At 30.4% G+C, this 22,003-nt stretch carries 24 protein-coding genes and 1 other annotated feature; of the genes, 17 read left to right on the top strand and 7 right to left on the bottom strand.

Annotated features, from left to right (window positions below; translation table 11 throughout):
* The first annotated feature begins 94 nt into the window (after positions 1 to 94).
* A complete protein-coding gene (locus tag RCG18_RS11525) occupies positions 95 to 544 on the top strand; it encodes an OsmC family protein (protein WP_308041429.1) in 450 nt (149 codons plus the stop codon).
* Positions 545 to 674: 130 nt separating this feature from the next.
* On the top strand, positions 675 to 2,228 hold the full coding sequence (locus RCG18_RS11530; RefSeq protein WP_308041430.1) for a cell wall-binding repeat-containing protein: 1,554 nt from the start codon (positions 675 to 677) through the stop codon (positions 2,226 to 2,228).
* A 285-nt stretch (positions 2,229 to 2,513) separates the two neighbouring features.
* On the opposite strand, the gene RCG18_RS11535 is transcribed toward RCG18_RS11530, so the two are convergent.
* Positions 2,514 to 3,437, bottom strand: coding sequence for a DMT family transporter (locus RCG18_RS11535; protein WP_308041431.1), 924 nt, complete (start codon positions 3,435 to 3,437; stop codon positions 2,514 to 2,516).
* 211 nt (positions 3,438 to 3,648) lie between these two features.
* On the opposite strand from RCG18_RS11535, the gene RCG18_RS11540 reads away from it, so the two are divergent.
* The 3 genes from RCG18_RS11540 (at position 3,649) to RCG18_RS11550 (ending at position 5,106) form a co-directional block, all read left to right on the top strand.
* Entirely contained in the window at positions 3,649 to 4,044 is a 396-nt protein-coding gene (locus RCG18_RS11540; RefSeq protein WP_308041432.1) for an HNH endonuclease, read from the top strand.
* Between the two features lie 298 nt (positions 4,045 to 4,342).
* The gene (locus tag RCG18_RS11545) at positions 4,343 to 4,531 is read left to right on the top strand and encodes a hypothetical protein (RefSeq protein WP_308041433.1); all 189 of its coding nucleotides are present in this window, start codon (positions 4,343 to 4,345) and stop codon (positions 4,529 to 4,531) included.
* A gap of 152 nt (positions 4,532 to 4,683) precedes the next feature.
* Positions 4,684 to 5,106: a CBS domain-containing protein gene (locus RCG18_RS11550; protein ID WP_308041434.1), complete on the top strand. Its 423-nt coding sequence runs from the start codon at positions 4,684 to 4,686 to the stop codon at positions 5,104 to 5,106.
* A gap of 306 nt (positions 5,107 to 5,412) precedes the next feature.
* On the opposite strand, the gene RCG18_RS11555 is transcribed toward RCG18_RS11550, so the two are convergent.
* Both RCG18_RS11555 and RCG18_RS11560 read right to left on the bottom strand, forming a co-directional pair.
* Positions 5,413 to 5,601, bottom strand: coding sequence for a hypothetical protein (locus tag RCG18_RS11555; protein WP_308041435.1), 189 nt, complete (start codon positions 5,599 to 5,601; stop codon positions 5,413 to 5,415).
* A gap of 61 nt (positions 5,602 to 5,662) precedes the next feature.
* Complete coding sequence (locus RCG18_RS11560) at positions 5,663 to 5,788, bottom strand: hypothetical protein (RefSeq protein WP_308041436.1); 126 nt, start codon at positions 5,786 to 5,788, stop codon at positions 5,663 to 5,665.
* 182 nt (positions 5,789 to 5,970) lie between these two features.
* Between RCG18_RS11560 and RCG18_RS11565 the strand changes: the two genes are divergently transcribed.
* On the top strand, positions 5,971 to 6,648 hold the full coding sequence (locus RCG18_RS11565) for a hypothetical protein (RefSeq protein ID WP_308041437.1): 678 nt from the start codon (positions 5,971 to 5,973) through the stop codon (positions 6,646 to 6,648).
* A gap of 44 nt (positions 6,649 to 6,692) precedes the next feature.
* Positions 6,693 to 6,952, top strand: a binding site (T-box leader).
* A 172-nt stretch (positions 6,953 to 7,124) separates the two neighbouring features.
* On the top strand, positions 7,125 to 7,649 hold the full coding sequence (locus RCG18_RS11570) for a tryptophan transporter (RefSeq protein ID WP_308041438.1): 525 nt from the start codon (positions 7,125 to 7,127) through the stop codon (positions 7,647 to 7,649).
* A gap of 71 nt (positions 7,650 to 7,720) precedes the next feature.
* Here the strand turns inward: RCG18_RS11570 and RCG18_RS11575 are convergent, their stop codons facing one another.
* From RCG18_RS11575 to nadA, 4 genes are all read right to left on the bottom strand, one after another.
* A complete protein-coding gene (locus RCG18_RS11575) occupies positions 7,721 to 8,122 on the bottom strand; it encodes a hypothetical protein (RefSeq protein WP_308041439.1) in 402 nt (133 codons plus the stop codon).
* 185 nt (positions 8,123 to 8,307) lie between these two features.
* Positions 8,308 to 9,144: a carboxylating nicotinate-nucleotide diphosphorylase gene (nadC, locus tag RCG18_RS11580; protein ID WP_308041440.1), complete on the bottom strand. Its 837-nt coding sequence runs from the start codon at positions 9,142 to 9,144 to the stop codon at positions 8,308 to 8,310.
* Positions 9,125 to 10,426 (bottom strand): L-aspartate oxidase, encoded by a 1,302-nt coding sequence (locus tag RCG18_RS11585; protein ID WP_308041441.1) that lies wholly within the window; start codon positions 10,424 to 10,426, stop codon positions 9,125 to 9,127. Before RCG18_RS11585 ends, nadC begins: the two co-directional genes overlap by 20 nt.
* 5 nt (positions 10,427 to 10,431) lie before the next feature.
* Positions 10,432 to 11,343, bottom strand: coding sequence for a quinolinate synthase NadA (gene nadA / locus RCG18_RS11590; protein ID WP_308041442.1), 912 nt, complete (start codon positions 11,341 to 11,343; stop codon positions 10,432 to 10,434).
* Between the two features lie 296 nt (positions 11,344 to 11,639).
* Between nadA and RCG18_RS11595 the strand changes: the two genes are divergently transcribed.
* From RCG18_RS11595 to RCG18_RS11640, 10 genes are all read left to right on the top strand, one after another.
* Positions 11,640 to 11,990 (top strand): PadR family transcriptional regulator, encoded by a 351-nt coding sequence (locus RCG18_RS11595; protein ID WP_308041443.1) that lies wholly within the window; start codon positions 11,640 to 11,642, stop codon positions 11,988 to 11,990.
* Positions 11,977 to 12,618, top strand: a complete 642-nt coding sequence (locus RCG18_RS11600; RefSeq protein WP_308041444.1) for a permease prefix domain 1-containing protein — start codon at positions 11,977 to 11,979, stop codon at positions 12,616 to 12,618. Before RCG18_RS11595 ends, RCG18_RS11600 begins: the two co-directional genes overlap by 14 nt.
* 192 nt (positions 12,619 to 12,810) lie before the next feature.
* Positions 12,811 to 12,957, top strand: coding sequence for a hypothetical protein (locus RCG18_RS11605; protein WP_178907044.1), 147 nt, complete (start codon positions 12,811 to 12,813; stop codon positions 12,955 to 12,957).
* Between the two features lie 514 nt (positions 12,958 to 13,471).
* Positions 13,472 to 14,887, top strand: a complete 1,416-nt coding sequence (hydG, locus tag RCG18_RS11610; RefSeq protein WP_308041445.1) for a [FeFe] hydrogenase H-cluster radical SAM maturase HydG — start codon at positions 13,472 to 13,474, stop codon at positions 14,885 to 14,887.
* Positions 14,888 to 15,418: 531 nt separating this feature from the next.
* Positions 15,419 to 17,107: a peptide ABC transporter substrate-binding protein gene (locus RCG18_RS11615; protein ID WP_308041446.1), complete on the top strand. Its 1,689-nt coding sequence runs from the start codon at positions 15,419 to 15,421 to the stop codon at positions 17,105 to 17,107.
* A gap of 131 nt (positions 17,108 to 17,238) precedes the next feature.
* Positions 17,239 to 18,171 carry an ABC transporter permease gene (locus RCG18_RS11620; protein WP_308041447.1) on the top strand — a complete coding sequence of 311 codons (933 nt, stop codon included), beginning with the start codon at positions 17,239 to 17,241 and terminating at the stop codon, positions 18,169 to 18,171.
* 13 nt (positions 18,172 to 18,184) lie between these two features.
* A complete protein-coding gene (locus RCG18_RS11625; protein ID WP_308041448.1) occupies positions 18,185 to 19,123 on the top strand; it encodes an ABC transporter permease in 939 nt (312 codons plus the stop codon).
* 17 nt (positions 19,124 to 19,140) lie between these two features.
* Positions 19,141 to 20,163: an ABC transporter ATP-binding protein gene (locus RCG18_RS11630; RefSeq protein WP_308041449.1), complete on the top strand. Its 1,023-nt coding sequence runs from the start codon at positions 19,141 to 19,143 to the stop codon at positions 20,161 to 20,163.
* A 1-nt stretch (position 20,164) separates the two neighbouring features.
* Positions 20,165 to 21,118: an oligopeptide/dipeptide ABC transporter ATP-binding protein gene (locus RCG18_RS11635; protein ID WP_308041450.1), complete on the top strand. Its 954-nt coding sequence runs from the start codon at positions 20,165 to 20,167 to the stop codon at positions 21,116 to 21,118.
* A gap of 216 nt (positions 21,119 to 21,334) precedes the next feature.
* Complete coding sequence (locus RCG18_RS11640) at positions 21,335 to 21,928, top strand: aminodeoxychorismate/anthranilate synthase component II (RefSeq protein WP_308041451.1); 594 nt, start codon at positions 21,335 to 21,337, stop codon at positions 21,926 to 21,928.
* Positions 21,929 to 22,003: the final 75 nt, after the last annotated feature.

Raw genomic sequence — 22,003 nt, forward strand, 5'->3', positions numbered from 1 at the left:
TTATTTTTACTCCTTATTCTTTCAAAAGGAATAGACTACAGCTTTAAAACACAAAATAACTTGTAATATAAAATTTAAGGAAGTGATTAATATTATGCCAATGACAACTGTAAAAGCAACAACTAGAAAATTTGAGCAAGGTAATGCTGTAAGATGCGAATGTAATGGATTTAGCATTATACTAGAGCCAACTTCAACAACACAAGGTACAAACGCTAATATGAATCCTATGGAAGCAGTTCTTTGTGCATTAGGTGGTTGTGAAGCACTTGTTTCGATGAATTATGCTAAAAGCAATAATATCAATTTAAAGGATGTTTATGTTGAAGTAGAAGGAAACTTAGATTCAGACGGTATGTCAGCACAAAATGTTAAGCCTGGTTTTAATGATATAAAATGTAAAGTATATTTAGATACCGATGCAAATGATGAGCAAGTAAGAGCATTAACAGATTTCATAAAAAATAAGGGACCAGTAGTTGATACTATTAAAAATCCAGTTCAATTAGATATAAAAAGTGAGGTAAGAACAACGGTATCATAGGCAAATATTTTAAAACATTACGAAAATGCAGGAAAGCGTTAAATTTTAATATTTTCCTGCATTTTCATAATGTGTATTTTATGTTTCTATGTTACAATTCTATTAATAAGTTTACAAGGGGGACACATAAATGAAAAAAATAGTAAGTATAGTTGCAGCTGCTGCTATTACATTAGGAATTTCAAATGTAGCGTATGCAAAAAGTGGGTACAATATTAATAGGCTTTATGGTGCTGATAGATATAAAACATCTATTAGTATTTCAAACAACTTCAACAGTGGAACAGTTCAAAATGTTATAATTGCAAGTGGAAAGGATTTTCCAGATGCTTTAGCTGGAAGTGTACTTTCTAAAAAATTAAATGCGCCAATAGTGTTGGCTGGTGGAACTGTAAATGATAGCGCAGATAGTATACAGTACATAAAAGACCATTTGGACAAGAATGGAACTATATATTTATTAGGTGGAACAGCATCTATTAGCAATGAATTTGTAGATTATATGAAAAATCAGGGCTATAGCAACTTTGTTAGATTAGGTGGAAAAGACAGATTTGATACCAATAAGTATATTGTAAACTCAATGAATGTAGAAAAGGGAACTCCTGTAGTTATAGCAAATGCTTATGGATTTGCTGATGCATTAAGTGTTTCAAGTATTGCAGCACAAAAAGGATATCCAATAATAATGACTTCAACATCAAGTTTATCTGATGAAGCTACGGATATGATTAAAAATATCCAACCTAGTGAAGTATATATAATTGGTGGCTATGCTTCAGTTGGAGATAATGTTGTAAATCAAATAAAAGGTATGCTTCCATCATTAGCAAATGATAAGATAATAAAATTAGCAGGACAAGATAGATATGAGACTTCATTAAGTGTATGTAAACACTTTAACCTAGATACTGATACAGCTGTTATTGCAAATGGAGAGAATTTCCCAGATGCATTATCAGGTAGTGCATTAGCATCAAAGCTTAATGCTCCAATAGTACTTATTGATGGACAAGATATAACTAAACAGAAGGACTTTATATATGGAGGCAATTTTAAAAATATAGTTCTACTTGGAGGATATGGTTCAGTAGATTTTCCAGTTGAGTATTTATTAAAAGGTTCAGAATATATAACTCAAGAAGAAAGAGATTATATAAATAAACTAACAGAATACTGTGACGGTTATAAGACTGAGAGTACAAATGCTGAAAATTATTTTAGTGATGTTGTGAATAAGGTTACATCAGAAGACATGCTAGCAAGTTTTGAAAATCCTGATACAATGATGAGCACATTAGATAAGTTTATTGAACTATATAAAGGTTGTAACTCTGCTATTGACACATATAAGCAAAATTTAGTTAGCTTAAGAGATAAAGCATCTGCTCTTCAAACTCCAAATGGAATTGAAGCTCTTAAACAATCTTATATAAATAATATAAACCTTGATATACAGTCTGCAGATAAAGCTAGTGCTTTATTAAACTCTTATGTGAATGCCTTTAGTTCCTTTAGAGATGCTGTTAACTCTGGTGATGAAAGCAAAATTGAAGAAGCCGTTAAAAATTTACAAAGTGTTGGATCAAGCAGTCTTGAAGAACTTAATAGTTTAAAGGGTGGAGACCAAGGTATTAATACATTGAAAGAAAAACTAGTGAAAATAAAATCTAATATGGATTAATATAAAGAACCAAGACCGAAAATTAACTTATACGCCGGGCTATGTTTCCAAGCTTCAGCACGTTAAAAACTTTTAGCCAGTCTAAATCTTGTGTTTCAAGACAACCTAAGAACTTTCGAGAACTCGCTGTGCTCAAACAACTCTAAAGTTCTAAGGTTCTCTTAAAGCCCTTCACTAAGACTGGCACAAAGTTTTTAAATCTACTTCAGCTTTGGAAACATATCCCTCTGTATAAGTTAACTTTCTGGTTTTGTTTTCTATACTTTTTTCAGTAAAATTATAAAATTACATTTCATCTATTTCGGATACAACTTCAACATTTTCCTTTTCTTTATTACCAAAAAAGGTTGAAAGCAAAATAAATGCTCCTCCTATGATTTGAAGCAAGGTTAAGCTTTCATTCAAAAATATAGTGCTAAAAATAACAGCAGAAATTGGGTCTATATAGCTTACTACGGCTACTGTCTGAGCTTTCACATCTTTTATTGCAGAGAAGTACACAACATAAGGTATTCCTGTATGAACTATTCCCACAATCAATATAAACATTGCTGTTCTCATGCTAGATATATGAAGGTTATTTCTATAGAGTATGATAGGAAGAAGAAGTAATGCTGCAGTAGAAATTTGAATAACTGTCATTTCATATCCGGATAGACCTTTAATATATTTATTCAGTAAAACCACTGAAGCATAAAATATAGCTGCAATAAGTCCAAACATAACACCTTTAGTATGATTAAACGAAATATTTGCAGTTGTTGCTTGATTACTCATTATTAAAAAGAGACCAGCCATAGCTCCTATAACGGCGAATAACTTTGACTTGGTGAAATTTTCTTTTAGTACAAAAGGAGATAGTAGTATTACAAATACAGGAGCACAATAATAACTTAAAGTAGCATTAGAGACGGTAGTATATTTATAGGATTGAAAAAGAAATATCCAATTTAATCCCATAGCTATGCCTGAAGCAATAAGAAAACAAATGTTTTTCTTTCTACTTTTCCTTTGCAACTCATCTAATTCTATTTTTTTATTATTTTCTTTACCAAATTTAAGTGCTGCACCATATAATATAAGTACAGCACTAGCGATAATTGCGCGTAAAAAAACTGTCTCCATTGAAGGTAAGTCGATGTTTTTTACAAAGAGCCCAACACTTCCCCATATAATCATAGAAATAATAATTTTAAACAATGAATTCAAGAATAAAACCCCCCATAGAACATTAGTTAAACATACAATAATATTCGTTATAGAATATCATAGCAATAGTTGTAAGTTAATTCAATGACAATTTTAAATATTGTAAATTAAACAATTTTCATAATTTTTAACAAGTGTAATCATAATGAAGCTGTGATATAATTATAATATAAATGTGAATTAATTTAATCTATTAGTGGGAGGGGAAAATTTGCTTAAATGTGAAGTCTGTGGTAAGCAAGCGGATAAACATCATATAGTATATAGAAGCCAAGGAGGCGTGGATTTTCCGCTTAACTTTAAATATCTTTGTTCTGAACACCATAGGGGGAAGAACGGACCGCATAAAAGCAGAAAGCTTGATTTAGAATACAAACTCGAATTGCAGCAGAGGTTAAATGATTTGTTATATAGAGACTACTATAAAATAGATGAATTAGTATATCTTCTTCAAATAAATAAGGGTATGTTGAAGAGGCTTTTAAAAGATTATAAGTTATATAAAGAAGGGTATAAAAAAGCAGATATAATATATAGACTAATGGGTAGAAAAATATACACAGAAGACATGCTAGAAGAATATTATGATTTTATAGCAAACTTTTAATTTTTATCTATTAGTATCAAATTAAATATTATGAAACAAAATTGGCAATATAGAATCTTAAAGCATAAAAATATACAGATGAAAAATGACAAGTGATAAAATTATAAAAGTCACTTGTCATTTTCTATAATCTGTGGTACATATAAATTATCAACAAATTAATTTTCTCAATAATTTGTAAATTGAAATAAAATAAAAATAAAATTTTATTTTGTTCAATATAACTATGCGTGTTAGGTCTCAAACTGAAAATTTTAGATATGTTTCTAAAAGTTTATGGGAGAAGGGGGCAACAAAAATGAGAGAGGACATATTGATGCTTTTAAGTTTGGAAGAAATTGAAAACACGATTAAGGGTTTAAAAATAGCATTAGAGCACATTAATAAGAATAAAGTGGACATAGATGAAAATATGGAGGAACGCATAACTGATATGTTAAGAAAACTTCTATATGTTAAAACCGAATACTCAAACAAAGCTGACTAAAGATGCCTAAATGCCTTACAGTATGGTAACTTCAATTGTAAGGCATTTAGATTAAACTTTACAGTTGTATAGAAAAATTTATATAAGGCAAAATATATATAGTCAAATATACATATAATTAATTAAGTAATTAATAAAGGAATGAGAAGGATATGAACATAGCATTTTTTCTCACACCAAAGAGTGATGTAATTTATGCAACCTTAAGTACAACGATGGGACAAGTATTAGAATTGATGGAGAAAGAAAGATATACAGCGATTCCAATTATTGATGATAAAGGTAAATATGTAGGGACTTTAACAGAAGGAGATTTACTTTGGAAGCTAAAAAATACTCCTGGATTAAATTTTAATAATGCATATGATGTGCTGCTTAAGGAAGTATCAAGACGTAGGTGTAATAAGTCTGTTTTTATCGATTCAAACATAGAAGATCTATTAAGGCTTTCGGTAAATCAAAATTTTGTTCCAGTGGTAGATGACAATAGAACTTTCATAGGAATAATAAAAAGAAGTGAAATTATTAATTATTTTTATGATACTTTATTTAATAAAGATAAAAGCATAGTATAGGTATGAAGTAAAGAGCGTATTACGCCTCTAGATTCGTTCAAGCAGACTTCAGATGGGGTTAAATGCCTAAATGGCATTTAACGGGCGGAATCGCCCAGGGGCGTAGACTAAAACCTCATCTGAAGTAAGTTTCGCTTTATCCGATGACTACCCGCTCTAATGCTCCCGCTTCTCCAAGCGGGAGTAAAGAGCGGCTACGTCCCTGGATAACGATTTCTAAGCATCAGGTGGAGTTAAAACTCCATCTGATGCCAAGAACTCTGTTTATCAAGAGACTATAATTATGATAAAGCTAAATAAGTTGTTTTAAAAGTGTGAACCGTTATCATTGTTGCGCATAACTCTTCCTTTTGCCTGATAAATAGAGTCATTACCGTGGTCCATATATCCAGTTGTTGAATCTAAACTATTTTCATTATGATCTTTCATAGATTGTGCTACGGAATTTAGGATGCTATTTGAACTATCTTTTTTAAATACCTTTTTCTTACTCATAATTTCATCTCACCTTTATAATTTTATTTAATAAATAAATCTTTTAATTCATATCAAAAGATTACTTTGCTGAAAATTTTCCTGATAGTCCAGGTGTTTCTTTAGCAGCTCTTCGTGTTTCTTGATTTTTATCTTTGTATTTATATTCCTTGTCTTTTGTAAATATCTCAACTTTTTTCTTAACCATTTATAACTCCCCTTTCAAAGATTATTTTCTCCTTGTGTGATATGTTTTATTCTATTTATAACAATTCATTGATTTAGAAAAAATTCAATTATTTACAGAAAATGAAATGATTTAACAGAAAACTTTTGTTACAGATGGAACATAATAAGTATATCTATGAGTTAACATCTGGAGGTGATTTTTTGTATCCAAGTATAGCAGACATATTAAAAATAAATGACACAAGCATATTAATTTCAAAAATGAATCATCAATCGAATATAGTAATAGGTGCGCCGCATCATACTCCAGTAGGAACTTTTATTATGCCTTGTGAGGAGCATATATATGGAGATCAAAACACAGGGTATATTGGATATAACATAGCAGAAAGCTTAAATTGCAACTTTTTATGTGCATGTAATTATTTTATAGACCCAAATAAAAATAAGAACAATAATTATAGTGATTATTACGTGGCATTAAAGAAATGTAATCCAAAATATTTGGTTGAAATTCATGGTCATGGAGTAGAACATTGTGGCAATGATATTGAAATATCTTCAGGAAGTAAAGAAGATGAGTTTCATGCAATAAAGTTAAAAGATGAAATAAGAAGAATTATTGGTGCTCAATTAGAAGAAGATGAGAATAATGAGGATTTACGAAATCTTGAAAAAATAAATATAAATGCAGACTTTAATAAAATATACTACAAGGCCAGTAAGTCAGCAACAATAGTTGATAAAAGATGGATTAGCTATCATATAGAGCTTCCACTTATATTAAGAATAGAGGATAATAATAGGTATTTACCAAAGACAGGTTTGGAATTTGTTAACATATTATGCAAATCGATAAAAAATATTTGTTTATATTGACAATAATAGATTAATAGTATTATAATGTTGTTAAATTAATAAATGGCAATCCTTTGACGAGGAAGAGTAGCTATTATGTTTAATCACAGAGAGCTGAGGGTGGTGGGATCTCAGTATAACAACAAGTAGTGAATGGACCTTAGAGGAGTAAATCGAAATTCAAGATTATTGAAGAGTAGTGGTTACCGTTAGCCGTACGTTATAATGGTTAGAGCATGTTAGTGCTTGAAGATGAGAGGTGTTTAATTATATATATATTTTTAAATACAATTTAGGTGGTACCGCGGATAACTCCGTCCTAATTTTTAGGATGGAGTTTTTTATTTTTTATAAAAACTAAGCTTATTTAAATAGGTTGTCTATTTTATGCTTTATTGAAAGTTTTAAGAGCGCTCATAAACAGGATTCTTAGTTTCAGATGGAGTTTCATTAAATATAAATATATAGAAAGTTATTATTTAAAGGAGAGATTTTTTATGAATTCAAGAATAAATTTAAAAAGAATTATTATAAATTCACTATTTTTAGGAATAGGTGCAGTTATTCACCAAGTTGCTCCACCTATATTATTAGGAATGAAGCCAGATTTTTCTCTTGTGATGCTATTTATCATATTAATTTTAAATGATGATTATAAAACTTGTTTAAGTGCTGGAATTGTAGCAGGCTTATTATCAGCTGCCACAACAACTTTTCCTGGAGGTCAGTTAGCTAATATAGTAGATAAACTAATAACTATGAATGTAATATTCTGTTTATTGATACCTTTAAGAAATATACCGAGTAATCAAGTAAAAATTATTTTAACTGCAGTAATAGGTACTATAGTAAGCGGATCATCATTTCTGTTTACAGCTTTAATAACAGTAGGATTGCCTGCAAGTTTTAAGGTATTGTTTATATCAGTGATACTGCCTGCAACTTTAATAAATACTATAGCTGCTTTTGTATTATTTAATGCCTTGAATGCCGCTACAAAAAGAACGGCTAGAGAAATATAATTTATATTATATTTAAAATAATAACTACCTTAGATAGAATACAATTTTATCTAAGGTAGTTAATCAATACTTTAATCAAATCTTAATTGATCGTAAGCCTCTTCTCTATTTTCTTGTTTTTCTTTTATATTTTTAAGAGTTTGATCATCCATTTTTGAACCAAAATGATCTACATATTCTTTTGTATCTTCTATATTTTCTTTAAGATTTTCAAGTGGATGATCGTCATAAGTATCGCCATATATTATAGTATTTTTTAAATGTTGAATTTCAGCTTTTCTAGCTGCTTGAATATCTCTTGCATGAGCTTTTCCTTTAGGATCGCCTATTTCTGAATATTGCTCAAGATGTCTTTCAGTTCTAGTGTAATTTTCCACAGTAGTAATTAATTCATCTAAACGATGTTCAGTTTTTTCTTCAAGTCTTCTTTTTTCTATTAAGGAATTTTTTTCTCTGTCTTGTTCATTTCCCATTGTGAAAGCCCTCCTTATAAACTATCTATTACACACTTATTTTGAGTTTTATAAGAGGGTTTAATACTATAGAAAGTTTTCTAAAATTACAATATCTTATTAGAAAAAATATTGAAATTTAATATTATATTATTTAATTTTAATCTTTTTATAAATGCATATTTATTCTTGCCATTATATTGTTATTATATATATCTTAAGTTTTTCATGCTTATGTCTAGCACTTTAAAAGAATGAGTAAGTGCTCCAGTAGATATAAAATTTACTCCAGTTTTAGCTATAGAATCTATTGTGTTTAATGTAACATTTCCTGAAGCTTCAATTTCAGCTTTGCCGTTTATAATTTCTACTGAAGTTTTTAACGTTTCTATATTCATATTATCAAGCATAATTATATCAGCACCACACTCTAAGGCTTCTTTCAGTTGAGTTAAGGTTTCAACCTCCACCTCTATTTTTCTAACAAAAGGAGCATTTTTTTTTACTAAATCAATAGCGTTTTTAATTCCACCAGCAGCATCTATATGATTATCTTTTATTAAAACTCCATCATTTAATCCAAATCTATGATTAGTTCCGCCGCCAATTTTCACTGCATATTTTTCAAAAACTCTCATATTTGGAGTGGTTTTTCTTGTATCTAAAAGTTTAACATTAGTTCCTTCAAGTTTTTTTACAAATTTTTTTGTAAGCGTAGCTATTCCGCTCATTCTTTGAAGAAAATTCAAGGCAACTCTTTCTCCACTAAGTAAAGTTTTAGTATTTCCTAAGATTTCCCCAAGCTTATCACCTTTTTTAACTTCTTCTCCATCCTGTATATATAACTTTACCTCTGCATCTCCAAGGATATGAAAAACTCTTTTAAAGACGTCAATTCCAGCTATTATACCATCTTCTTTAGCAATTAGATCTACAGCTGCTTTTTGGCCGCTGCTCACTATAGATTCAGTTGTTACATCTCCATATTGTATATCTTCCTCTAAAGCCTTCTTTATAAGATCATCAGCAAGTAACCAATTCATTACTTATGTCTCCTCTCAATTTACATAATGCATTAATTAAAACATTTTTATTTAAATTTTTATAATTTTCTAAAGTGCACTTAATCTTTTCTGGTTTTGTCATCTCAACTTTTATATTTTGTATTTCCTTATTTATCTTCTCCGCACCTCTTCTCGAGAATACCAGACCTTCCAATAGAGAATTACTAGCTAATCTATTTGCACCATGGACACCTGTACAGCTAACCTCACCAAAGGCATATAAATTATTCATGGAGGTTTGTCCGTATAAATTTACATCTATTCCCCCCATAAAATAATGTTGTGCAGGAGAAACTGGAATTGGTTCCTTGCATATATCTACACAATTTTTTAAACACTCTTCATATATATTGGGAAATCTTTTTAATAAAAAATCTTTACTCATAAAACTAACATCAAGATAAACATTTTTAGAATTAGTTCTTATCTTTTCCTCACATATATGTTTTGTAACTATGTCTCTTGGAAGTAATTCATCTACAAATCTTTCGCCTTTGTTATTTATAAGTTTTCCTCCTTCACCCCGTACTGATTCTGAAATTAGAAATTTTCTACTATTTAAACTCTCATCAAAGAATGCTGTAGGATGAAATTGTATATAGTCTAGATTTTTAACTTTTATATTATTTCGTATAGCTATAGATATGCCATCACCTGTAATTATTCTTTGATTTGTAGAATTTTTAAAGATTCCTCCTATACCACCTGTTGCTAATATGGTGACCTTAGCATGAATGTTTATTTGTTCATTATCTTTTATACAAATTGCTCCAGTACATATATTATTGTTTTTTAATATATCTACTAGCTCACAATTTTCATATATAGTAATATTACTTTTTGATTTTACTTTGATTAAAAGAATTTCTTCAACTCTTCTTCCAGTTATGTCTTTATAATAAACAATTCTATTGATGCTATGAGCACCTTCACGTGTAAAACATAAACCTTCCTTATCTTTTTCAAAATCTATTCCAAGTTTGCAAAGAATATCTATATTATTTATAGATTCGTTTACTAGAACCTTGACAGCATCAATATCATTTTCGTATTTGCCAGCTTTTAAAGTATCTTCTGTAAAAAGATCTATGTCTGTATATCCTCTTGCTACAGATATTCCGCCTTGAGCTAAAGCAGTATTACATTCATCTTTTCTTCCTTTAGAAATCATAACTACATTAAGATTATCGCTCAAGTTTAGAGCCGAATATAACCCAGCAACACCAGTACCAATAATCAAAATATCAGTAATTATATCCATATATTTTAACCTCCAAGCTTGTGCATGTTTGATAAAGCATTGTAAGCTTTTTGTCGTAGGTCCTCGTTTAACTCTATATTATATTCCATGTTTAAAAGACAATTATATACATCTTTTAAATAGGTTTTTTTCATGTTGATACAGCTCATTCCGCCACCAGGAATGTAAAATTCCTTATCAGGGTCATTCAATTTCATTTGATGAAGAACACCTTCCTCGGTAACTATAAGAAATTTTTTGTTAGAACTTTTGTTAACATAATTTATAATTTCTCCAGTACTTCCAATGAAATTAGCAGCATCTCTAACAGGCTTTTCACATTCAGGATGAGCTGCAATTAGTATGTCTGGATGTAAGTTTTTAGCTTTAGCTAATTCTTCAGGTCTAACTTTTTTGTGAGTTATACAAAATCCATTCCATAAAATAAATTTTTTCTCAGGAATTTGTTCTTGAATATAACTTCCCAAGTTTTTGTCAGGTAAAAATATTATTTCCTCTTCTTTTAAATTTCTTATTATTTTGAGAGCGTTGGAAGAAGTACAGCATACATCGGATACAGCCTTCACTTCTGCAGAAGAATTTATATAACATACAACCTTTGCATTTGGATGCTTTTTCTTTAATTCTTGAACACCCTCAGCATCGGTCATATCTGCCATAGGACATCCAGCATCTATTACTGGAAGTAAAACAGTTTTTTCAGGAGAAAGTATTTTAGCGCTTTCAGCCATAAATTTTACACCACAGAATACTATTACTTTTTCCTCACAATCTTTGGCTATTTTACTTAGATAATAAGAGTCGCCAATTGCATCTGCTATATCTTGAATATCATATCTTTGATAATAATGGGCTAAAATTATAGCATTTCTTTCTTTTTTTAATTTTAATATTTCATTTTTAAAATTAATCTCCATACAAGTTCCTCCAATGATACATATTTATTTTACAAGTGTATATACATTTGTAAAATAAATATACCACTAAAAGTATATTATATCAACTCAGCTTATTAATATTTTAGGTTAGTAAATTAAAGTATTTGAAAAAATAAATGTAAAATTCTTGTCAAATAATTTATAAATATGTCTTATGAAATTCTATAAAACTATATCACATAATATAGTAGTTTACATTATTATATAGTATAATAGTACTTAATAATATAAAGTAGTTTGTATAATAAAATGAATTTATTAAGGAGGTTTACTCATTGGAATTTGATAAAGAAATACTGAAAGGTTATATTGACACAATCATATTATGTGTTTTACAAGATGATGATATGTACGGATATGAAATTGCTAAAAGAATAAAGGAAAAATCAAAAGAAAAATTTGAAATAAAGGAAGCTACTTTATATGTATCCTTAAAAAGGTTAGAAAAAAAGAATTATTTAGAAGGATATTGGAATGATGATGAAAAAACCGGAGGTGGAAGAAGAAGGTACTACAGAATTACTGAAGAAGGCAGGAAGTATTTTTCGGAAAAGGTAGAAGAATGGGCGCTTTTAAAATCATTGTTAAATAATTTTATGGAGGTTATATTAGATGAAGAAAATTGAGCAATATATTGATAAGGTCGAGATATATATTGATAATATTTATGGGAATTTTGATAATGCAGATGAAGATACAAAAATATTGAAGGAGGAAATGAGAAATCATCTGTATGAAGAAGTAGAAGAATTAAAAAAGCAAGGACTAAGTGAAGAAGAGAGTATAGACAAGGCATTGGAGCGTTTTGGACAAGAGAATTCTGTAGTTACTGAAATGAACTATATATTAAAGAATCGTAGTATATTTACAAAAATGCTTATTAAAGCAGGTGTTGTTGTTTTTATTATAGGATGTTTGCTTCAAATCATTGGAATATTCCACAGTGGTGAAGATATTCAGTATTTTAGTGGAGGTTTAATTAAAAATGGATTTAAAAACATTTCATATCTATTATTTATGATTTCACTAGCTATTTTGGATATAGCTTTTTATTATTATTACTTTATTAAAAAACAAGGACTAGTTTTATTGGCGTTTATACTTTGTGATTTTGTCATATGTGTACCTTTCTATTTTGTATGGATTTATTTTCCGAATCATATGATAGAAAGTATGGCTTTTATATTAGCAACTACTTTTATAATAACGTTATTTTTAAGAATGTATTATGTTAAAAGCAAAAGATGGCATTAATATATAGAATTTCTAACTGATCGTCAAGTAACCTAGATAGCTTGTCAAAGCTTAGGCATAGGTAATATGTACAAGTATAATAATTATTACTATAGGATATTATAAATAACAAGAATAATAAGTTAATTAAAAAGGTATAAAAACTAAGCAAAAACTTTTTATAAATTAGTAAATAATGGAGGGGTTTTATATATGAAGATAGGTGATAAAAGAAACTATAAACAAAAAGGGTTCAGAGAAGGAACTAGATTTTCAAAAAATCAGATAAAACAAACTATAGAAAAGAGAGCTTATAATGAAAGTGGATGGAATAATAAAGATGGAGAACAATATGAATAAATAATATTAAAGTAAATTTTAAATTATTAGATTTGATTATTAACAAATATAGTGATAAAATTATAATTAACCAAGTTATTTATGAATTCAGATAATTTTGGAAAGTTTCTGAAATATTTGACACATAAATAACACTATCTATACTTTTTACCTAACAGAGAGGAATGCTCTAATCTGGAGGGATTGTAGATTTATAAGTAGGTAGTCGGTATATATTTTATATATCTATAATTTGCGAATAATCTAACTTTCCCTAAGAATACAATGAATTTCCGATTTAAGAAACAATTCTATTCTTAAAAGAAGAAATTCTGACTAGTCAATGGTTTAAATTTTTGAATTTAAGCTTATTTGACAGATAGAGTATTTTAGGGAAAGTTTTTATTTTTTGTAGTGATTTTTAAAACTAAGAGAAGGTATACTTCACTTGTTTTTAAAATAAAATTATAATTTTTTATTGAAATAAAATGTTTTTAAAAGAATAATATTTTGAAAAATTATAGGAGGAATAAAAATGAGAGAGTATTTAGCAGAGGAGTTTATTATAGACTCGGAGATAAGAGAGTCTATAGAAGAGGGAAAGAAAAAGGCCAATGACAGAGAATATGTGATGAATCTTATTGAAAAGGCAAAAAGCTGCAAAGGACTTACGCACAGAGAAGCAGCAGTATTATTAAATATTGAGGATAAAGAAATATTAGAGGAAATGTTTAGTGCTGCAAGAAAGATAAAAGAAACTATTTATGGTAACAGAATAGTGCTATTTGCGCCACTTTATGTAAGTGACTATTGTGTTAACGGATGTAAGTATTGTGGATATAAGTGTTCAAATGAAGATTTCCCAAGAAGGAAATTAACTATGGATGAGATAAAAGAAGAAATAGAACATATTGAAGCTCTAGGTCACAAAAGAATTGTGCTTGAAGCAGGAGAAGATCCTAAAAATTGCTCTTTAGATTATATAATCGACTGCATTAAAACTATTTATTCAATGAAATTTAAAAACGGAAGTATTAGACGTATAAATATTAATATAGCAGCAACTACTGTAGAGGATTATAAAAGATTAAACGATGCAGAAATAGGAACATATACACTTTTCCAAGAAACTTACCATAAACCAACTTATGAACAATTGCACCCTACTGGCCCAAAACATAACTACAATTGGCATACTACAGCTATGCACAGAGCAAGAGCTGCAGGTATTGATGACGTAGGAATAGGTGTACTTTATGGTCTATATGATCATCAATACGACACAGTGGCCATGCTTATGCATGCTGAACATCTTGAAGAAGCAACAGGAGTTGGTCCGCATACTATATCTATGCCAAGATTAAGAGCCGCTGATGGAGTAGATATTAAAGAGTTCCCATACTTAATTACTGATGAGCAATTTATAAAAATAGTTGCAGTTTTGAGATTGGCAGTTCCGTATACTGGAATGATTCTTTCTACTAGAGAAGAATCAAACTTTAGAGATAAGGTTATATCAGTTGGAATATCACAAATAAGTGCAGGCTCCTGTGTAGGGGTTGGAAGTTATTCAGAGAAGAATGCACTTAAGCATTCTGATGAAAAACCTCAATTTGAAGTAGCTGATCATCGTACGCCATCTGAAATTCTTAAAAATCTTTGTAAATCTGGTTACATTCCAAGTTATTGTACTGCATGCTATAGAGCTGGAAGAACTGGCGATAGATTTATGGAGTTTGCAAAGAGTGGTACAATACACAATTTCTGTTTACCTAATGCAATACTAACATTTAAAGAATATTTAATAGATTATGCTGATGAAGAATTACGTGTTGTTGGAGCAGAAACTATAGAAAAGAATTTATTAGATATTCCAGATGAAAGAGTTCGCAAGGAAACAATAGAAAAGCTTGCAAGGATAGAAAAAGGTGAAAGAGATTTAAGATTTTAAAACTTATAATGTAATAAAAACACTATGAGATTCATTTGATTTAGATGAGTTTCATAGTGTTTTTTTATTACAAATTTAATACATAGAATAATATATTATACATTTTTGAAAAATAATTATTAATAATGATTATATATCCATAGTGGTAATCATACTTTAGTCTAATCAATTAATTACATTTTAGGAAAAATGAATCAAATTTTAATGTTATTAAAATTTATGTGCGATATTTAATTAGAAGAAACGGTCAATTGCGAAAAAATAGACAGATGAAAGAAATTAAAATTCTTTTTGCATGATAAATTTTTTATTTTTGTATTTATATGACTTATTTTTTAATATTTTTATGGGAAAATAAGCTATTTTTTGAAGTTGAATTATAATTATACTAAAGTATGGTTTGCAAAAATGAATATTTCAACCTATTCACTCATACTTTCAGATGGTTATGTAGGTTTTAAACGATGATATATTATATAAAGAATTATCTTTAAATTTCGCAAATTTTGACGATTAAAAGGGGGATGTCTTATGAAAAGCAAAAAATTATTGACGTTAATGCTTACAACGGTAATAGTTTCCACCACTATGTTTGTAGGCTGTGGAGGAGGAAGCACAGCAACCAGTGGAACGAGTGGAAAGGTGGATAAGGAACAGTATATGAATTTAGTTTTACAGATGGAGCCAAAGACAATAGACCCATCAAGATCTACAGATAGGTACAGTAACATAGTAATAACTGATACTCAAGAGGCTTTAACAAGATGTGAAAAGGAAAATGGAAAAGATGCAGTTAAGCCAGCAGGAGCTGAAAGCTGGAAAACTTCAGAAGATGGATTGACTTGGACCTTTAAATTGAGAAGCAATAAGTGGTCCGATGGACAAGAAGTAAAAGCTAAGGATTATGAATATGCTATGAAAAGAACATTGAATCCTGCTACAGCATCAGAATACTCTTATATGTTATATACTATAAAAGGTGCAAAAGAATATAACAAAGGTAAAGGTAGTGCAGAGGATGTAGGAATAAAGGCTTTGGATGATAAGACTTTAGAAATAAAATTAGCTCAACCTTGTGCTTATTTCCTAAATACAACTTACTTTAGAGTATTTACACCTCAAAGACAAGATATAGTAGAGAAGAGTGGAGAAAAATATGGTTCGGAATCCGATACGGTAATTTCTTCAGGGCCATTTATAGTTAAAAGCTGGGTTCATAAAAATAAAATGGAGTTAGAAAAGAATCCAAATTATTGGGATAAAGATAAAGTTAAATTAAGCAAGGTTACATTAAAAATTATAGAAGATACTCAATCAAGAATGAATGAACTATACAACGGATCCATAGATTCAGCGGATGTTGAGAAGAAAGAATGGATAGATAAATTAGAAACTACTAAGAAATTTGAGCATGTAGCAGGAGTAGATCCATCATCAGATTATATGTTCTTCAATACTAAAGATAAGCTATTCTCAAATGCTAAGGTAAGAAAGGCGTTTACACTAGCTTTTGATAGAGAAGATGCTGAAAAGACATTATATCCACTTACTAGAAAAGCCTTCTATGGATGGGTTCCACCAGGAATGCAAATTGGAGGAGAAGATTTTAGAACTAAGGCTGCAGAAGAGCCTCTTAAGAAGTTAAAAGAAGAAGTAAAAGATCCTAAGGCATTACTTGTTGAAGGGTTAAAAGAATTAGGTATGGATTCAGATCCAGCAAACTTAACTGTCACTGTAACAGCTGCAGGCACAGATGCAAGAGCAAGACAAATGGAAGAGTACAGGCAACAGGCCTTCCAGAAAGCTTTAGGATGTAAGGTTAAGATTGATTACATGGATTGGGGAATATTCCAGGATAAGACAAAGAAAGGGAAAGACTTTCAATTGGCTGCAATGGCTTGGACTGGAGACTATAATGATCCTATGACAATGCTAGATATGTGGACAACTAATTCGGATATGAATAGAACTTCTTGGTCAAATGCAAAGTATGATGAATTAATAGATAAGGCATCAAAAACTATGGACCAAAAGGTGAGATTTGAAGCATTTAAAGAAGCGGAACAAATCCTATTACATGATGATCTTCCTATAGCTCCAATAGATTATAGAATTAAGACAAATTATAGAAGAACTTATGTTAAAGGAATGAGCGACACATTATTTGGATCAACACTAGAATTTAAATATGCTTATACTGAAGGAAGAGATTCAAAGTAAAGGTTTTCTTGGCTACAGCAGTGTATTTTAATACTCTGCTGTAGTATTTATGAAGATAGATTCAAATAAATGTTTTCAAAACAACAGAGTTGTTTTAATGCTTAATATGTAATTGAATTGGGGGAATCATCATGCTTAAATTTATTCTAAAAAGAATAGGGTATATGATAGTAACTTTGTGGGTTATTATAACTATAACTTTTGGGCTAATGCATGCTATACCAGGGGATCCGCTATCAGGTCTTGCCAGAGATCTGCCTGCTGAAATAAAGGCTAATTATTATGCTAAATACGGACTTGATAAACCTGTTTCACAGCAATATGTAATTTACTTAAAAAACCTAGTTAAAGGAGATTTAGGTGAATCTCTTACTAATCCTGGTAGAGACGTTAAAAATACTATAAAGCAGCAAATACCAGTAACAGCACAAATAGGATTGCAAGCTATAGCCTTTGGTTTTGTTGTAGGTATAGTGTTAGGAATTATTGCCGCATTCAATAGAAATAAAAAACCGGATTTTCTTGTCATATTTATAGCTCTTTTGGGAGTATCCATACCGAGTTTCGTTGTAGCTGCTCTACTTCAATATTCTTTAACGGTGAAAGTGACATTATTCCCTACAACTGGATGGGGAAGTTTCAAATATTCAGTACTTCCTGCACTTGCCTTAAGCTTTGCATCAATTGCTACCTATGCAAGATATATGAGGACAAGTTGTTTGGAAGTAATAGGTCAAGATTATATACTTACGGCAAAGGCTAAAGGAGTTTCAGGATTTAATTTGGTATGGAAACATATTGTAAGAAATGCTATACTTCCTGCTATAACTATATTAGGACCACAGATAGCTGGAATAATGGTAGGATCCTTTATAATAGAAACTATTTTTTCAATACCGGGCTTAGGTTCAAACTTTGTAACTAGTATAACTAATAGAGATTTTTCTATGATTATGGGAATGACGGTTTTCTATGCCGCTCTATATGTTGTGGCTTTATTAGTAGTAGATATTCTTTATGCTCTAATAGACCCAAGAATAAGACTAGATGGTGCAAAGAGATAGGGGGTATAGTGTGATGGCTGAATTAGTAGAAAATAAAATTCAATCGAGAAAAGAAAAATTTAATATTATAGGTTGTAACGATTTTACTGGAAATGAAATAGTAAGACCTAATATAACATATTGGGAAGATGCATGGAGAAGGTTAAAACAAAACAAAGTTGCTATAGCTTCGTTGATAACATTAGCAATAATAACTTTATTATGTATTATAGGGCCTTATCTTACTCCTTATAAGTTTATGGTTAATGACTCTTCGGCAATAAACTTAGGGCCAAGTGGAAAACATTATTTTGGTACAGATGATTTAGGAAGAGATATGTTCGCGAGAGTGTGTATTGGTGGAAGAGTATCTCTTATAATAGGATTAATAGGTGCGCTTATTGATACTGTTGTTGGTGTACTATACGGTGGAATTGCTGGTTACTTTGGTGGAAAAGTAGATGATATTATGATGAGAATTGTAGAGGTTTTAATTAGTATACCATATTTAATAGTAGTAGTTTTAATGTCACTTATCTTAGGTAAGGGAATAATGTCAATTATAATTGCTATGACAATTACAGGATGGGTTGGCATGGCAAGACTTATTAGAGGACAAGTTATGCAGATAAAAGAGCAGGAGTATGTATTAGCTGCGAGAGCTCTTGGTGCAAGTCCGATGAGAATTATACTTAAACATTTACTTCCAAATACAATAGGAATTATGATTGTTGCAATAACTTTTGATGTACCTATATTTATATTTGGCGAGGCTTTTTTAAGCTTCATAGGACTTGGAATACAGTCTCCAAATACAAGTTGGGGAGCAATAGCGGCTACAGCACAGCAATATCTAATGTTTTACCCAACACAACTATTTTTCCCATCATTATTTATAAGTTTGACTATGCTTTCTTTTAACCTCTTAGGAGATGGCTTAAGAGATGCACTAGACCCAAGATTACGTCAATAGTAGAGGAGGACTAAAAGATGGAAAAGGTTTTAGAGGTTAAAAATTTAAGAGTATCTTATCATACTTATGCAGGGGAAGTCCAATCCGTTAGAGGCGTGGATTTTTACCTAAATAAAGGAGAGACTTTAGCTATAGTTGGAGAATCTGGTTGTGGAAAAACAGTAACAGCAAAATCATTGATGAGACTAATACAGACTCCTCCAGGAGAAATAAAAAAAGAATCAAAAATATTATTCAATGGGAAAAATATTTTAGATATGCCTGAAAAGGAATTAAAGAAGCTTAGAGGAGAGGAAATAAGCATGATTTTCCAGGATCCTATGACTTCATTAAATCCTACAGCTAAGGTTGGAGATCAAATTGCAGAAAGTTTAATTATTCATAGAGGAATGAGCAAAGCAGAGGCCTTAAAAGAAGCAGAAAAAATGCTTAAATTAGTTAATATACCTAATGCAGAAAAGAGAATAAAGCAATACCCACATGAATTTTCAGGTGGCATGAGACAGAGAGTTATGATAGCTATTGCACTTGCTTGTAATCCTAAAATATTAGTTGCAGATGAGCCAACTACAGCTCTTGATGTTACAATACAAGCTCAAATAATAGATCTTATAAAAGAACTTCAAGAAAGACTTGGAACAGCAGTAGTTATGATTACTCATGACTTAGGTGTAGTGGCAGATATAGCTCATAGAATTCAGGTAATGTACGCAGGGAAGGTAATAGAAAGAGGAACTACTGATGAAATATTCTATAATGCTCAACATCCATATACTTGGGCTTTATTGCAGTCTGTTCCGAGACTAGATACTCAACATAAAGGAGAGCTGTATTCAATACAAGGAACACCGCCCGACCTGCTTAAACCTCCTATTGGATGTGCATTTGCTTCAAGATGTAAATATTGTATGCCTATATGCAGAGAGGAAATGCCAGAACCTACAAAGTTAAGTGAAAATCATGAAGTATCATGTTGGTTAAAGGATCCAGAAGCTCCACTGGTTGAAAGTCCAATAATACTTAGTGGAGGTGCGAGATAATATGAGCGAAAACTTAATAGAAGTAAAAAATTTAAAGAAATATTTTAATGTTGGAAATGGGTCAATGCTTAAGGCCGTTGATGGTGTAAGTTTTAACATAAAAAAAGGAGAAACGTTAGGTCTTGTTGGTGAATCTGGATGTGGAAAAACAACCTGTGGAAGAAGTGTTTTAGGTCTTTATTCTGCAACTGATGGTGAGGTATTATTTGAAGGAGTAAATATTCATAAATTAAACAAGAAAGATAGAATTAAGTTTACTAGACAAGCTCAAATTATATTTCAAGATCCATATGCATCCTTAAATCCAAGAATGACAGTAGGCGACATAATAGGAGAAGGAATAGATATACATAATTTATATACTGGTGAAAAAAGAATAGATAAAATATATGAAGTTCTTGAATTAGTTGGTTTAAATAGAGAACATGCTTCTAGATTTCCACATGAATTCTCAGGAGGACAAAGACAGAGAGTAGGTATAGCGAGAGCACTTGCTATAGAACCTAAGTTTATTGTTTGTGATGAGCCTATATCAGCATTAGATGTTTCAATACAAGCTCAGGTAGTTAATCTTTTAATTAAATTGCAAAGAGAATTAGGATTAACCTATCTATTTATTGCACATGATCTTTCTATGGTTAAGCATATATCTGATAGAGTTGGAGTTATGTACTTGGGATCAATGGTAGAATTAGCTTCTAGTAAAGAGCTATACGATAATCCAGTTCATCCTTATACAAAAGCATTGCTTTCATCAATTCCAATTCCAGATCCTGAAGTTGAGAAAAGGAGAAGAAGAATAATGCTTGAAGGAGAAGTGCCAAGTCCAATTGATACAAAACCAGGTTGCAAATTTGCGGCTAGATGTGCATATGCTAAGCCGGAGTGTATGGAAAAGACTCCAGAATTTAAAGAAATAGAGAAGGAGCATTTTGTAGCATGTCATTCCCTTTAAAAATAAATATCCTTTAATTAAAAAATGACAGATGAAATTTCACCTGTCATTTTTTAATGCTATTTTATAAGCAGAATTATTAGTAAAATGCAATATACAATTATATTGTGAGTAAAAGAGTGTAAACTTTCAATAACATAATTTGTAATAAAATGATATAATGTAGATAGATAACATTTTCACAAATAGCGTAATTTAATATCGAGGAGGAAAATCATGTTTCTGATGATTGACAACTATGATTCATTTGTGTACAACTTGGTAAGATATTTAGAAGAACTAAAAGAAGACGTTAAAATCTGTAGAAACGATAAGTTAACTTTAGAAGATATAGAGAGAATGCAGCCAGAAGGAATTATAATTTCACCAGGACCTAAATCACCTGAACAATCCGGTATTTGTGTAGACGTAATTAAAAAATTTAGTGGTAAGATTCCTATTCTAGGAATATGTCTTGGACATCAAAGTATAGGATATGCTTTTAATGCAAATATAGTTAAAGGTGAGGAACCTGTACATGGAAAGGTGTTTGAAGTTTATCATAAAAATATTGGAGTATTTAAAAAAATTAAAAACCCAGTAAAAGTCACAAGATATCATTCCTTGATAATAGATAGAAAGACCATACCGGAATGCCTTGAAGTAACTTGCGAAACTTCCGATGGAGTGGTAATGGGAGTTAGACATAAAAAATACCTTGTTGAAGGTGTGCAGTTTCATCCTGAAGCAGAGCTTACAGAGTGTGGACATCAAATGCTTAAAAGCTTTCTAGAAGAAGCAAGAGAATTTAATAAGTTTAGGCATCTTTAAAAAATAAATAGTTAGTATGCTAGTATATTTTTGAAGATATCTTAGGTAAAAATAAATAAACTGGGGGATAGCTAT

This window comes from Clostridium sp. OS1-26 (assembly GCF_030915445.1).
In the GTDB taxonomy this organism is placed as follows: domain Bacteria; phylum Bacillota; class Clostridia; order Clostridiales; family Clostridiaceae; genus Clostridium_AM.

What these genes read in the sequence shown, in the direction of transcription:
- RCG18_RS11525 (WP_308041429.1), top strand. Translation starts at nt 95, where the DNA reads ATGCCAATGACAACTGTAAAAGCAACAACTAGAAAATTTGAGCAAGGT.
- RCG18_RS11530 (WP_308041430.1), top strand. Translation starts at nt 675, where the DNA reads ATGAAAAAAATAGTAAGTATAGTTGCAGCTGCTGCTATTACATTAGGA.
- RCG18_RS11545 (WP_308041433.1), top strand. Translation starts at nt 4,343, where the DNA reads ATGAGAGAGGACATATTGATGCTTTTAAGTTTGGAAGAAATTGAAAAC.
- RCG18_RS11550 (WP_308041434.1), top strand. Translation starts at nt 4,684, where the DNA reads ATGAACATAGCATTTTTTCTCACACCAAAGAGTGATGTAATTTATGCA.
- RCG18_RS11555 (WP_308041435.1), bottom strand. Translation starts at nt 5,601, where the DNA reads ATGAGTAAGAAAAAGGTATTTAAAAAAGATAGTTCAAATAGCATCCTA.
- RCG18_RS11560 (WP_308041436.1), bottom strand. Translation starts at nt 5,788, where the DNA reads ATGGTTAAGAAAAAAGTTGAGATATTTACAAAAGACAAGGAATATAAA.
- RCG18_RS11570 (WP_308041438.1), top strand. Translation starts at nt 7,125, where the DNA reads ATGAATTCAAGAATAAATTTAAAAAGAATTATTATAAATTCACTATTT.
- RCG18_RS11575 (WP_308041439.1), bottom strand. Translation starts at nt 8,122, where the DNA reads ATGGGAAATGAACAAGACAGAGAAAAAAATTCCTTAATAGAAAAAAGA.
- nadC (WP_308041440.1), bottom strand. Translation starts at nt 9,144, where the DNA reads ATGAATTGGTTACTTGCTGATGATCTTATAAAGAAGGCTTTAGAGGAA.
- RCG18_RS11585 (WP_308041441.1), bottom strand. Translation starts at nt 10,426, where the DNA reads ATGGATATAATTACTGATATTTTGATTATTGGTACTGGTGTTGCTGGG.
- nadA (WP_308041442.1), bottom strand. Translation starts at nt 11,343, where the DNA reads ATGGAGATTAATTTTAAAAATGAAATATTAAAATTAAAAAAAGAAAGA.
- RCG18_RS11600 (WP_308041444.1), top strand. Translation starts at nt 11,977, where the DNA reads ATGAAGAAAATTGAGCAATATATTGATAAGGTCGAGATATATATTGAT.
- RCG18_RS11605 (WP_178907044.1), top strand. Translation starts at nt 12,811, where the DNA reads ATGAAGATAGGTGATAAAAGAAACTATAAACAAAAAGGGTTCAGAGAA.
- hydG (WP_308041445.1), top strand. Translation starts at nt 13,472, where the DNA reads ATGAGAGAGTATTTAGCAGAGGAGTTTATTATAGACTCGGAGATAAGA.
- RCG18_RS11615 (WP_308041446.1), top strand. Translation starts at nt 15,419, where the DNA reads ATGAAAAGCAAAAAATTATTGACGTTAATGCTTACAACGGTAATAGTT.
- RCG18_RS11620 (WP_308041447.1), top strand. Translation starts at nt 17,239, where the DNA reads ATGCTTAAATTTATTCTAAAAAGAATAGGGTATATGATAGTAACTTTG.
- RCG18_RS11625 (WP_308041448.1), top strand. Translation starts at nt 18,185, where the DNA reads ATGGCTGAATTAGTAGAAAATAAAATTCAATCGAGAAAAGAAAAATTT.
- RCG18_RS11630 (WP_308041449.1), top strand. Translation starts at nt 19,141, where the DNA reads ATGGAAAAGGTTTTAGAGGTTAAAAATTTAAGAGTATCTTATCATACT.
- RCG18_RS11635 (WP_308041450.1), top strand. Translation starts at nt 20,165, where the DNA reads ATGAGCGAAAACTTAATAGAAGTAAAAAATTTAAAGAAATATTTTAAT.
- RCG18_RS11640 (WP_308041451.1), top strand. Translation starts at nt 21,335, where the DNA reads ATGTTTCTGATGATTGACAACTATGATTCATTTGTGTACAACTTGGTA.